The 14,067-nt window shown below is 28.4% G+C and carries 10 protein-coding genes and 2 tRNA genes; 3 read left to right on the forward strand and 9 right to left on the reverse strand.

Going from position 1 to position 14,067, the window contains the following annotated elements; translation table 11 throughout:
• Nucleotides 1-337: 337 nt before the first annotated feature.
• From Q0H31_RS03275 to Q0H31_RS03315, 9 genes are all read right to left on the reverse strand, one after another.
• A complete protein-coding gene (locus Q0H31_RS03275; RefSeq protein WP_366938255.1) occupies nt 338-1,639 on the reverse strand; it encodes a replication-associated recombination protein A in 1,302 nt (433 codons plus the stop codon).
• Entirely contained in the window at nt 1,632-2,639 is a 1,008-nt protein-coding gene (locus Q0H31_RS03280; RefSeq protein ID WP_295295760.1) for a hypothetical protein, read from the reverse strand. Before Q0H31_RS03280 ends, Q0H31_RS03275 begins: the two co-directional genes overlap by 8 nt.
• Before the next feature lie 190 nt (nt 2,640-2,829).
• Entirely contained in the window at nt 2,830-3,981 is a 1,152-nt protein-coding gene (locus tag Q0H31_RS03285; protein ID WP_295295761.1) for a VWA domain-containing protein, read from the reverse strand.
• Between the two features lie 583 nt (nt 3,982-4,564).
• The gene (locus tag Q0H31_RS03290) at nt 4,565-5,659 is read right to left on the reverse strand and encodes a M15 family metallopeptidase (protein ID WP_295295762.1); all 1,095 of its coding nucleotides are present in this window, start codon (nt 5,657-5,659) and stop codon (nt 4,565-4,567) included.
• 36 nt (nt 5,660-5,695) lie between these two features.
• A tRNA-Val gene (locus Q0H31_RS03295) sits at nt 5,696-5,768 on the reverse strand.
• A 141-nt stretch (nt 5,769-5,909) separates the two neighbouring features.
• Nucleotides 5,910-6,458 carry a class IV adenylate cyclase gene (gene cyaB, locus Q0H31_RS03300; RefSeq protein ID WP_295295763.1) on the reverse strand — a complete coding sequence of 183 codons (549 nt, stop codon included), beginning with the start codon at nt 6,456-6,458 and terminating at the stop codon, nt 5,910-5,912.
• A gap of 24 nt (nt 6,459-6,482) precedes the next feature.
• The gene (locus Q0H31_RS03305) at nt 6,483-6,683 is read right to left on the reverse strand and encodes a hypothetical protein (RefSeq protein ID WP_041747917.1); all 201 of its coding nucleotides are present in this window, start codon (nt 6,681-6,683) and stop codon (nt 6,483-6,485) included.
• Between the two features lie 38 nt (nt 6,684-6,721).
• Nucleotides 6,722-6,806 (reverse strand) — tRNA-Leu (locus Q0H31_RS03310).
• A gap of 884 nt (nt 6,807-7,690) precedes the next feature.
• The gene (locus Q0H31_RS03315; protein WP_295295764.1) at nt 7,691-9,280 is read right to left on the reverse strand and encodes a 1,4-alpha-glucan branching protein domain-containing protein; all 1,590 of its coding nucleotides are present in this window, start codon (nt 9,278-9,280) and stop codon (nt 7,691-7,693) included.
• Nucleotides 9,281-9,522: 242 nt separating this feature from the next.
• On the opposite strand from Q0H31_RS03315, the gene Q0H31_RS03320 reads away from it, so the two are divergent.
• The 3 genes from Q0H31_RS03320 (at nt 9,523) to Q0H31_RS03330 (ending at nt 13,946) form a co-directional block, all read left to right on the forward strand.
• Nucleotides 9,523-10,257 carry a serine/threonine protein phosphatase gene (locus Q0H31_RS03320; protein ID WP_295295765.1) on the forward strand — a complete coding sequence of 245 codons (735 nt, stop codon included), beginning with the start codon at nt 9,523-9,525 and terminating at the stop codon, nt 10,255-10,257.
• Between the two features lie 93 nt (nt 10,258-10,350).
• On the forward strand, nt 10,351-10,722 hold the full coding sequence (locus tag Q0H31_RS03325; protein ID WP_295295767.1) for an ATP-binding protein: 372 nt from the start codon (nt 10,351-10,353) through the stop codon (nt 10,720-10,722).
• A gap of 92 nt (nt 10,723-10,814) precedes the next feature.
• Nucleotides 10,815-13,946 (forward strand): type ISP restriction/modification enzyme, encoded by a 3,132-nt coding sequence (locus Q0H31_RS03330; RefSeq protein WP_295295766.1) that lies wholly within the window; start codon nt 10,815-10,817, stop codon nt 13,944-13,946.
• Nucleotides 13,947-14,067: the final 121 nt, after the last annotated feature.

A 14,067-nucleotide genomic window follows, 5' to 3' on the forward strand; every position in this document is an offset into this window, starting at 1 on the left:
ACAAATATTTTAGCTAAAAAATTACAGTCCTTTTGCTTCTTTGGGTCACGCCTCCGGCACTTCCTTTGGTCGCAAAAGAAGTGGGGTGCTACCCTACGGGCACGCTTCGCAGGGGCAAAGCCCTGCAACTAACCAAAATAAAAAAGTAAAAATCTTTAGAATATATTGGAATAATTATTTTATATAATTTTTTATTGTTCTTTTTCCCGCAGCAAAAAGAACCAAAAAGTGCGAGTGTTTTAGCTTTATACGTTTGGAATATCTATAAAATATATAAAATAATAGATAAAACATTTTAAATATCAGATTGAAAGAAGAATAACTTTACTGAATACTACTAATCATATATATGCTTAATTATCCATTCATATCTTTTTTTAAGCTCTCTCTCTTCTCCAATTTCCACCGCTTCATAATAATTCTTTCTAATACCTTTTTCTAAGTAGTCCTGCTTTATTATATGATAAGGATAATCATGAGGATATTTATAATCTTCGTTGCTTTTTCTGTCGAATGATGCTGAATTGTTATCTTTCAAGTAATTCGGTATAGAATAAAGCTCTCCGTTTCTTACGTCTTTTAATGCTTTGTTAATTGCGTTATATGCAGAATTAGATTTCGGACAAAGTGCTAAATATATAGTAACCTCTGCAAGCGGTATTCTTCCTTCCGGCATTCCTATAAACTCCACTACATTAAGAAGTGATGAAGCCATATTAAGTGCATTAGGGTCTGCTAATCCTATATCTTCAGAAGCTAATATACAAAGACGTCTTGCTATATATCTTGGGTCTTCTCCTGCTTCAAGCATTCTTGCCAAATAATAAATAGCTGCATTAGGGTCGCTTCCTCTCACACTTTTTATAAAAGCACTAATGGTATTGTAATGTTCATCTTCATCAAAGTTTAATGCTTGTTTTGTTGTAACGTCTTTTACTATCTCTTCTGTGATTGTGAGTTTTTCTTTTGTTTCATCTATTTGTGTAGCTAAGTATGATGTTTCAAGATATGTTAAAGCCTTTCTCACATCACCATGCGAAAACTTTACTATCAAATCTATCGCTTTCTCTTCCACATCAATATCTTCTTCGCCGAGACCTCTTTTATCTTTTATGGCATTAACAACTGCCTCTCTAATATCTTCATCTTCAAGGTTCTTAAACTCAAAAAGCATTATGCGTGAAAGAAGTGCATTAGTTAAATAAAAATAAGGATTCTGCGTTGTACTTCCAATAAGAATAATAGTTCCATTTTCTACAGCAGGAAGTAAAGCATCTTGCTGAGATTTATTAAATCTATGTATCTCATCAATAAAGAGTATTGTCTTTTTTTCGTTGGATAGATTTTTTTCTGCCTTTTTAATGGCCTCTCTAATTTCAGACACATTAGAAAGTACAGCATTTAATTTTATATATTCTCTTTTAGTTTTTTTCGCAATTATAGAAGCAACGGTTGATTTTCCAACTCCCGGAGGACCAAAAAAAACCATAGAAGTGATTTTATCTTTATCAATCATTTTTCTTAGAGTTTTATTTTCTGAGAGTATATGCTTTTGCCCATAAACTTCCTCTATAGAAGTAGGACGCATACGCTCTGCCATTGGAAGAAAAGAGTTGTCTTCTTCTGTAAAATCAAACATTGAGCTTTTCAATGTATTCCTCTACAACAGGTATATAATTAATAATGTCTTTTAATTTATATTTTATTTCATATTCTAATATGTCTGCTATAGATATATAGTCTTCGTTAGAGAATGCTTCTAAAACATTATTCATCATACTGTTAAAATCTTCTATAGAATCATAAAGACTTATTTTATTTATTTTTATATTGTTATAATCTATAGAGCATATATCTGCCACTTTTGAAAGTATTGTAAAAGAGAAACTTACCACTCTTGAAAATTTTTCTGCATACAAAAATGCTTCTTTATCATTTCCTGTTTGAAGTTTGCTTACAATCTTATCTAATAGTTCTATTATAAAATCATAAAACTTAGGAAGCGTGCCGATTTTATATAAAGCATTATCAGAATTAATATTATTAGAGAACATTATTATAGTATTAATTTTAGCATCTTCCATAATAAGTTCCATAGCAGGCATTAATTTATCATTGATAAAAGGTTTAACATCGTCATTAAAATAATCTCTTATTTTTTCTATATCTTCATTTTTTTCTGTTAAAGATGTTAATCTCTCTAATTTTACTTCAAGCATCTTTAGTAAATGCATTGAATTATGACTTTCCAAACTCATATTGCAAAGAAATATCACCCTAGGGATAGAGTCCAATATCCAAGCAAATCCATCTTTTAAATCTTCCATATCTTTTTCACTTAAAATAGCAGAATCTGTAACAGCAATCTTTTTAATATAATCCATTATAGAATTGAGGCTAGATAAATAATATTCGCTATTGCTAAGAGCTTCTACATATATAGTATCAATATTTTCTATAAGAATCTTCTCATATTCTTCGTCTATATATGGGTGAAGCTCATTATTATCTATTATTATTTTATTAATAAGAAAATTATTAGAGTTGCACCACTCTTCTACGCCTTTTAATACATCATAAGCATTTTGCTCATTTTCTAAAGTAAATGATAATTCTTTGTCATTAATAAATATTTTCATTTTTCTACCATTTTATAAAAAAGATTATAATATTACATTACTAATTTTCGGCTTTAAAAAATAATTATCTATATATTTTTGTAAAAAAACATGCAATTATGAAAGCTATAAAAAATGTTTGATAAAACAATTAAGATAAAAAAGTATGCTTATAAAAAATTAAATAAAAATAATCTTAAACAAAAAATAATCATTTCGTTATAATGTCGTTTACATATTCTGCTAATTTATTTGGAGTAATGGCGGCCACTTTAGCACCAAGCTTAGAGAGTTTTTGAGCAGCGTTTTTATTATACGATTCATTGCAATCATAATCTAATGCCGTTAATATAAAAATTTTACTTCTTGCTTCAATAATACCTTTTACACTGTTATGCATATATTTATAATCATTGCTGTCTTCCAAATCGCTTATAAGTAAATATATTGTCTTTTCTGGAAATGCTGTAATTTTTTTAGCATACTCCAAAGCATTAACAATATCAGTCCCCCCTCCTAATTGAACCTTTAAAAGAGTGTCCACTGGGTCTTTAATATAATCAGTAAGATCAACTATAGAAGTGTCAAATATAATAAGCTTCACAGATAAATATGGCAGATTAGCAAATATTGATGCCATTATAGAAGAATATATTACACTATCAAGCATAGAACCGCTTTCATCTATAAGTATTATAATATGCCAAGGATTATAGTTTCTTATATTGTTATTAAAATATAGTTTATCTACAAATATTGTATTATTTTGAGTATTGTAGTTTTTTAAATTATGCCTAATTGTTTTTTTTACATCAAGATTTTTAAATATTTTTTTATGCGTTGTATAAGAATTAGGAAGCTTCTTGCCGTAAAAAACTTTCTTAATATCTTGCTCCATTTTTCTTTTTAATTTTTCTACAATATCTCTCACTATACTATAAGCAAGCTTTTTTACATTAGAACCCATCATATCTCTAAATGTTAGAATATTTTTAAGAAGCTCCATATTAGGCTCCATTTCCTTTAAAATATTCTCATCTGTAATCATCTCAGTTAAATTATATTTATTTAGAGCATGAGTCTGCATAATCTGAACGGTTTCTTTTGGAAAGAGTTTTCTTATCTTTGAAACCCACATTGGAACAGTTAAATTGCTTTTACTCTTATCGCCTTTTAATTTTGTATTGTCATTATCATTATAATATCCGTCTTCTTTTGAGTATTCTCTGTCATACAAGAAATTTAAAGTTTCATTAATGTCTGATAAACCTTCTTGCAATTCAATATTATTATCAGCGAAATCTCCGAGTATAAGACGCCATCTATTTAGAGTATTATTTATATTATCATCTAATTTTGTCATATTTATTTTTTATATTGAGAATATTTTATATAATACTAAAAATTACTGAGTTTGTCAATTTTTATGAATATGTTGTGATTTTTTTATCATACCAAGTTCTTGTTTTGTTCAACTTTTTCCCGCTTTCGTGGTGCGGACTTCGTCAAAGTTGAAAAAAGTTCAATTTATATCTTTGAATATGTATTAGTACAAAATAATATTTGTATTTTAGTTTAAAAAATGCAGTTCTTTTGGTTCTTTTATACCAATACCACAGGCACTTCCTTAGGTCGTAAAAGAACTGGAGGAGTGGGGACAAAGCCACCACAAATAAAAAAACTAAAAAATATTTTGATAGGCTTTAAATTTTTTCATATATATTAAAGTAACTATATTTTATTAATTTTTTTATTGTTCTTTTTCCCGCAGCAAAAAGAACCAAAAAGTGCAAATACTATAGCTTTATACTTTTATTATATTTATTAACAAACAATATCAATTACAAATAATTAAAAAAACTAATCTTTTATAAATTTTATAATATTTAGTTTTTATGAAAATAAAATAAAGATAATTTAAGAAATATGCTTTTTAATGCTATTAATTAATATAAACCGTATTCTTTTATGAGCCTATAAAGCTCTTCTTCATCTTCTTTTATTCTGTTGTATATTATAAGCTCTGGTCTATATTCAAAATGCACAGTATCATAATTATGCCATTTACCGCCCCAAATAAACCCATATTTCTCCAAAACTTTTACAACTTCTTTAGGCGGATTCCATCTATCATTAAAAGGAACAGCATACCACTCTTTATTATTAACCCTCGTCCAAGCCCAATATATTTGCTTGCCGTTACTTCTCTTAGGAAGCGTATCAATGGCAACACCATAACTATGATAGCTTCTGCTCGCACTTTTTGATATTATTTTCCATACATAGCCGCTAACTGTTTTTAATGATGCTAAATAATTTTTTACTTGAACATTAGTTTGAGCCATAGATTTAATTTCTACACTCGCGTTAGAAAGAGGCTCTACTATATAATCATGTATGCTGGTTCTATAGCCTAATATGCTGACTGTTTTTATATGCGTCATCATAGTCTTAGGAGAAGAACCATCATAAAGTGTATTTAAAAATGTATTATTAATAATTTTTTTATTGTTAATTCTTCTTTTATAATATTCCTGAAGCTCTAAAGTTCTCTCAGGAGTAGCCTTTTGTATAACAGGTAGCCCATTAACAGGATAAGAATAAAAACCAAAACTTATATAATTATCAGCATTAGATATATCTTCATCTGTTAAAAGCTTACCGTCAGCCCAATTAAACCAAATCTCATCTAAATAAAAACCAATTTCACCATTTCTTATTATAGGTTTAGATATTCTATTTGAATAAGCTAAATGCAGAGATAAGATTTCCAATACCCCATCTCTCATGCTGACATTCTCAATAAGCCTTTTTTTCTCTTCTGCTCTTTGTTTCTCCATAGAAAAATTTTCCATGTTTGCAGATATATTGGTTGTATAATTAAAATATATTCCTACAAGCGAAGCTACAGAAAGCACCATTATAATAATAACAGCAAATAATATAGAAATATGTTTAGTAATTTTTTTAATAAGAAAAGTAAGTAAAATTAATAGAAAAAGAATAGCTACTATAATTAAAAGATATTCAAAACCTGCCATATACTAAAAAATAATGTAAACAATTTCAGAAGACTTTGGGCGATGACGGGTTCGAACCGCCGACCTAGTGCTTGTAAGGCACCCGCTCTCCCAGCTGAGCTAATCGCCCTTATGTTTTAAGACTTAAATATATTAACATATACTCTAAAAAAAGTCAAGTATATATTAAATACTTTTTAAGATAAAAACAAAGTCTAATTTATAAACTTAAAAAAATTATGTCTTATTATCGAAAATAAAATCTAATTATTTAGTTTTTTTTGAGCATTTCAACATAAGGTCTTGTTTCTATATCTTTCTCATCTATACCTATTTCTTGTAATATTGTTTTTAATTGAGAAACCTGATTTTCTACACTGTCTGCACTATTTAAAAACTCTATCTCTATAAAATCGCCTAAACCTTTTATTTTTGATACTTCTGTTAATGAGTTTTTATATATAAAAGCATAACCCTTCTTCTCTTTTCTCACATACTCTCTGTAGCCTTGAAGTGATGATAAAAAATTAAGTATAAATCTTGCTTTCTTCTTGCTTACTTTTAATTCTATCTCATCATTAACTTCTACGCCGTCTACTATTTTTCTATCTTTAGTACAAAAAGTATAGCCGCCATGTTCTATTCTAAGTCTAATGCAGTTTTTTAATATTATGTTACCGCTTAAAATATCATCATTTTTGGCGTAATATATATCTTTTTTAAAATATTTCTTTTTAAATTTTGCATTCTTATAGAGAAAACTTAAAGTGCTTTCAAAATCTCTAACATAAGCTTTTATTTCTATTTCATTATTTTTCATAAGAATATATTAAAAAATTATAATTTAAGAATTAGCTTTATATAGAAAACCTGTTACTATTGTGATGATGCCTATGAGCATAGTAAAAGGAGCGAGGAAACCCAATATACCTTCAGGATTTTTGCCTACTAATGCGATTAAAAGGAAACTAAAAGCGAAAATTATAAGACCTATCACTAATATAATAATATTTTTTTTAGAAAGTTTATCTTGATTATTTACCATAAAAATTATTAATGAGCTTCTCGAGTTATTTGGTATTTTGCTCGGAGCCGGAATCGAACCGGCACGGTCGCAAGGACCAGCAGATTTTAAATCTGCTATGTCTACCAATTCCATCATCCGAGCTAGTTGCTAAGTATTATAACATAGCACTAAAAAAAATGCAAATTTATTTTTTGTATTTTTTTAAATCTAAACAATTATATTTTGTACGAACTGTACCAATACTCTCCTATATGTGCACTCCCTACGGTCGTATCAAGTAGGTGCCTTGCCTACGGCACGCAGAGCGTCGGCAAAAGAAGTGGAGGTGCTACCCTACGGGTACGTTTCACAAGTGGGTTAGTCCCCGAAAACAATAAAACATAAGAACTAAATTTTTACAGACTTAAAAATTTTAAGAACATATTAAAATAATTATATTTTATTAACTTTTTTATTGTTCTTTTTCCCGCCTTACGCTCTGCGGACTTCGTCAAAGTTTTTGACATTTTCGGATACGCTTCGCGAAAGTGCAAATTTAATTTTACTAATTATATTTATATAAAATAAATAATTCTTTATATTTTTTAAATATATTATCAACTTTTTCCCGCCGCAAAAAGTTGCAAAAAGTGCAAGTGTTTCAGCTTTATAGTTTGTGAATATATAAATCTAAAATAATATCTATATTTTAGTATATGCATAAAAAGATGTATTTAATTAAATGCAGTTCTTTTGCTTCTTTTATACCAATAAAAGAAGTGGGGTACGGGGGCTAGTCCCCGAAAATAATAAAACATAAGAACTGAATTTTTAGATACTTAAAAATTTTAAGAACATATTAAAATAATTATTTTATATCAACTTTTTCCCGCCGCAAAAAGTTGCAAAAAGTGCAAGTATTATAACTAATATATTAGGAATATTTATCAATATTATTATTAACTTTTATATAGTGCATAATTGAATATAATAAGAAAGGGAATGTTTATTAACACCCCCTTTCATTATTTCCATAACTAATTTTCTTAACTATATATTCTAAAGTCCATCTCTGGGAATATATCATCACGCCATTCTAATTTACTGAGCCACTCTTCATTTAAATCTCTGTTTTTGATAGCATAATAAAGGTCAGTAAATCTCTTCACATATAATTTTGTAGTATTAACAGCATAATCAACCATAGTGCCTGTATGCATAATGAAAGCCCAGTCGCTGCTTTGTGCCAACAACAATTCGCGTGCAGCCTGATTTAATGCCCTCTCATAAAGACCTGTCTCATTATAATAATCATGAGCAAGCTCTATCATACGTTCTGCAGCCTTGTGTAAATGTCTGTAAATCCAGCCGTTAGTGCCGTTAAGCCAAACTTCACCATAACCATTAGCTCCCCAACTTGACATTGAAGGCATAGATATTTGGTTTACTGGGTGTCTTTCTAAATATTCTTTTGGTGTGATTGTTTCTATAGTGTTTTGGTCATGATGAATCTTTCTCATTAAAAACTCTATAAACATAGGACCTTCATACCACCAGTGTCCGAATAATTCAGCATCATAAGGAGATACTACTATAGGAGGTCTGTCGTCCATCACTGAAGCTAAATATTCTATTTGCTTTTCTCTATTAAACATAAAATTACCAGAATGCTCTCCAGCAGCTTCCATAGCCCATTCTGGATTATAAGGCTCTTTAGCACAATCTTTACCAGTAATTCTATAATATTTTATACCTGTATTTTTTCTAAGACCATTGCTCTGTATAAAGTCTTTTATATATTCAAAAGGCAAATCATATCCAATATCTCTGTAAAACTCTCTGTATCTTGAATCACCCGGATAACCAACTTCAGCACTCCAAACACTTCTTGAACTTTCAATATCTCGTCCGAAAGCTGCAACTCTGCTCTCTCTAGAACAATATAAAGGAGCATAAACTCCATATTTTGGCACTCTATCAGCATACATTATACCATGCGTATCAACAAAGAAATATTTAATTCCATTGTTTGCAAGATGTTTTTCAAGTCCAGGGAAAAATCCGCATTCTCCAAGCCATATGCCTGTGGGTTTTCTTCCTAAATGCTTCTCATGAGTTTTTACAGCCATTTTTAACTGTGCTTCTATTGCTTTAGGATATTCCTGCATAAATGGGAAAAATCCATGCGTAGCTCCGCAAGTAATTATCTCTAAATTTCCTCTCTCTAAAAAATATCTAAATCCATTTAATATATTCTTATTATATTTATAAACAAATATATCTCTTATCTTTCTAAACTTATCTCTGTAAAACTCAGCAGTATGATGAAAATTAGGGTCTAATGAAGTCCTTTCAACCTCCATCTCTGCTAATCTAATTAATTTTTCTATATAATTAACGTATCTATTTTGAAGAAGCTCATTTGCAAGCATATTCATAAGAGGAGGCGTTACGCTCATAGTAATTTTGAAATTTATTCCATCATTAACCATTCTATCATAAGCATCAAGAAGGGGTATATATGTTTCTGTAATAGCCTCGTATAACCACTCTTCTTCTAAAAAATCCTCATGCTCTGGGTGTCTAACATAAGGGAGATGAGCATGAAGCACTAAAGCTAAATAGCCTTTTGACATAAAACATTCCTTAAATATTTTTTATTTTTCTATAATAATTTCTATAATAATATTATATAAAATTATAATCTTAAAATCAAGACTAATATCATATTAAAAATATCAAATTTTCATATAAAGCAGCTATTTTAAAAATACATAATTCTTAAATATAGTATAATCTAACAAACTTGAAAAAAATATTTTTGTCTGTAAAATATAAAAAACATAAAAATTAAAAAACTAAGGAATTTAAAACAATTATGGACATTTTCTCTTTTACAAATAAATCTAACAACAACAAAACAAATACTGACACTATACTCTTTAACAGCGAAGCAATACTTGGAAGACCATTAATAATAAACGAACAAAGTAATTACAGCCATTTTATAAACTCAATAGAAGGCACTTGTATAGCATTAGTTGCTGATGGATTAGGGGACACTTTTGCTTCAAAACTTGCTGCTGATGTTTACAACGAAAACTTTTTAGACTTAGTAGAACTTGTGGGCGAACAGGAAGTAATAAACTGGATAATGCATAATTTCATCAAATTAGAGGTTAATGCTGCAAGAGAATCTGCTGATGATGTTCAAAAATCTATGGCAGGTGCTTCTATTGCTGGTGTGTTATATCATAAGTTTGCTGGTGTATTTGTGTTTCATGCGGGGGACGCTAAAGTGTTTTGCATAGACAAAAACAAAGCTGCTCAAATAACAAGAGACCATGTTAATGGATATGCTCTTGAAAACTGTGCTTGTGCAGGAGGGGGACACTACATTACAATAGAAGGCTCTAGAAGAAACAAAAATCATAACTATTTCATTGCTACTAATTCTATGTGTGAGGCTATAGCATCTAATTACAGCTCATTAGAAGAGGGTGTTTACAATATAATGAGCTTAAATACTGAAGAAGCTATAAACAAATTAAAAACTATTAATAGTAATGAGAACATAACAGCCTTTGGCTTAAAAAATCTTTACGCTATTTAATAATTTATATGTAAAAATCTTGACAATGCATATTATTTAACTATACTTTATTTATAAGTTATAGAAAATACTACATGCGATAATATGCTGACTATGAAAATACCAAGTAATAAAAGATTAATACCAAATATATCTGAAATCTTTATTCAGTATTTGCATTCACATAATATAAAAGATGCCGATGCCATGCAAATAGCTTTTGAAGAGGCTTTAACCAATGCTATAGTTCACGGCAACAATAATGATTATAATAAAAATGTAAATATATCATTTAGTATAAAACAGAATATGCTTGAAATTACCATAGAAGACGAAGGCATGGGCTTTAATTACAAATCAATAAAAACTAACGATGATATATATAGCAAAAACGGACGAGGTATACTTTTAATATCACTCTACACAGACAGTTTTCACTTTGAAGACTACGGCCGAAAAATAGTAATGAACAAGTACATAAGTTAATTATATAATTTCAATAATATTTTCTTTATAAGTTGTTTACTATAATTATTTATGAATTATAATAAAAACATAAAAATAGTAGGTTGTTATTTATGAATAAAGAATATATAAAAGCCGTAAAAAATTATATTGAAGAAATAAACTCAATCAAAGAAAAAGGCTCTTCTAATGAACATAGTTATAGAACTTCTTTAGAAAATATGCTTAAATTTTTTGCTGTTAATTTATACCCTAATAAAAGTATAAAAATAATTCAGGAATCAAGCATTGATGATGAAGATGATAAAAAAATATTTCCTGATTTTACTATAGTTAATGAAGATGAACAGCTTATAGGATTTATTGAGTGTAAAGATGTAGGTTTTGATTTGAATAAAGCTATTAACGGCAAAGGAAATTATAAACAATATAAAGAACAGTTAATAAAATATTTGTATATTCATAATAATTTGATATTTACTGATTATATTAATTTTATTTTACTTTCAAAAGAAGATGACGGCAATATTATTGTAAAAGATGAGATTTGTATTTATGAAAATAAAAAAGATAAGGAAGAAGAAAATTATAAAAAACTTATAGATATATTTGATATGTTTTTTATAAGTAAAGCAAAAGAAATTGATAAAAAAGATTATTTTCTTTCACTTCTTGCAAGAAGAACAAAAATTTTGAGAGACTTTATAAATTTAGAATTATTAAATAAAGATTCATATTTAAGCAGAGATGTAAAAGGATTATTTGAAAACACTTTATTTAAAGATTTGAGCGATAAAGATTTTGCTGATGCCTTCTCACAGATTATCACTTTTTCATTACTTTTTTACAGACTAAGCAAAAGAAAAAATGTTGATTTAAACAGTTTTAAAGATATGCCTGATTATATACCAATATTTAAAGAGTTTCTTTTGAAAATAGATATAAACGATTTTAATAACAACGGTATATTTTATTCTATAGTTTCAATAATTAATGCGGTTAATTCTTATAATGAAAACATATTTTATGGAGAGCTTTCATATAAAGAAAATCATGATAAAGAAGACCCATTTATATATATGTATGAATATTTTTTAAAAGAGTTTGACGAGAAGACAAGAAATGCCAGAGGGGTGTTTTATACTCCTATAGAGGCGGTAAGATATATTATAAAATCTATAGATGAACTTTTGAAAGACAAACTCAATATAAGCGAGGGACTTTACGGAGAGAATGTGCATATACTTGACTTTGCTGCAGGCACTGGAACATTTATGCTTGGAGCTATAGAGCTTGCATATAATAATGCAAAATCAAGCGGTATAGGCGGCGTATGGGAGAAAATAGTTTCAGAGTTTATATTGAAAAGACTTTACGGCTTTGAGTTTTTAATAGTACCTTATGTTTTGGCACACTTTAGAATACATGAATATTTGAAAGATTTGAATTATGATTATAAGAGCAGGGAAAGACTGCAATTATATTTAACTAATACTTTAGATAACAGTGCAGGCGGTTATGTGGCAATGTTTCCAAATATGAAAGCAGAAGCTGATATGGCTTATAAAATAAAAAATGAAGAGCCTATACTCGTTATAATGGGCAACCCTCCCTATAATTCAAAATCAGAAGAAATAAACTGCAAAGAATGGATAATAGATTTATTAAAGGACTATAAAAAAGATTTAACAGGATCTGAAAAAAGAATAATAGATGATGATTATATGAAATTTTTAAGATTTGCACATTGGAAAATGGAGAAAAGCAAACAGGGTATAATAGGCGTAATAGTAAATAACTCTTTTATAAACGGTGTTAGTCATAGGGAAATGCGTAATCAGCTAATGAAAACCTTTGATGAAATATATATTTTTGATTTGCATGGTAATATGAATAAGGAAGAAAAATGTCCAGACGGCAGTCAGGATTTTAATATTTTTAATATAAAAGATGTGGGAGTATGCATAGCATTATTTGTAAAAACTGGAATAAAAAATAACAAAAACAAAGGCGTATATTTTCAGGAAATTTACGGAAAGCAAAATTATAAAAAAGAATATTTGATTGATAAATCTGTAAACACAGACATAGAAAATAAAAAATGGAAAAAATTACAAGATGATGAAAAATGGCATTGGTTTACAGAAGTAAAAAGCAATGAAAAATATTTGAATGATTTTAAAGGTTTGAATGAGATTTTTGAAGTATTCGGAAGCGGAATAAAAACAGAAAAATATAAAATAACTATTCATACAGATATTGAAAAGTTAAAAACTGTTATTAATGACTTCATCAGTTTAGATGAAAAAAATATACAGAAAAAATATGATATAAAAGATTCAAGAGATTGGAAAATATCAAACACCAAAAAATATTTAGAAAATATGATTGATGAATTTAATTATTCATTAATTACTCAAATACATTACAGAACATTTGATTTTAGATATACTTATTATTCATCATATAATTTATTTATAACATATCCTAGATACGATATAATGAAACATTTTATTAACAGAGGAAATATAGGTTTAGTTTTTACTAGAGGTATTATATCAGATATAGATTTTGAAAATATATTTATTTCTGATAAGATTATAGATATAAATTTTACTAAATATCAAACTTACTTCGCTCCGCTTTATATTTATGAGGAGGTTGATTCTTCTGCCGATTTCAATTTTGATGAAGAATGCAAGCCTAATTTTAAAGCTACCTTCTTGGATTTCCTCAAAAAATATTTGGGCGGCTCTATAATCAAAAGCGAAGATTATCCTTACAAAATACTCTCCTACATCTACGCTGTGCTTTATGCTCCTTCATACCGCTCTCGCTACAAAGAAGATTTAAAATATGATTATCCGCGTATTCCTTTCACTGATGACAGCTCTCTATTTTCTTCTCTTTCCTCTTTAGGCTCTGCTCTCATAGATTTGCATTTGCTTAAAAAAGTGCCTGCTCCTTCTTCTTCCTACCCTGTTTCAGGCGATGACAATATTGATTTCTGCAAGTTTGAAGATAATAAAATAAAAATAAACTCTTCCCAATATTTCGACAATGTAAAAGAAGAAGTATACAATTATTCAATCGGCGGTTACAAGCCTATAGAAAAATATATAAAGGCTCGCGAAACCCTCACTCTTAACGACATCATGCATATACAGAAAGTTATTAGCGTTATTGAAAAAACTATTGATCTTCAAAAAAGTATTGATGAGGTTTATAAAAGAATTGATAAATAGAATTAGCATAATTTACAGTATATAAATATACTATATTTTTTTTATTTTATGCACAGGAGCCAGACATATTGCAGTTAGGAATTCCTTAATTTCTTAAAGTATAGCATAGGTGTATCATAAT

Source organism: uncultured Brachyspira sp., from assembly GCF_934747485.1.
In the GTDB taxonomy this organism is placed as follows: domain Bacteria; phylum Spirochaetota; class Brachyspiria; order Brachyspirales; family Brachyspiraceae; genus Brachyspira.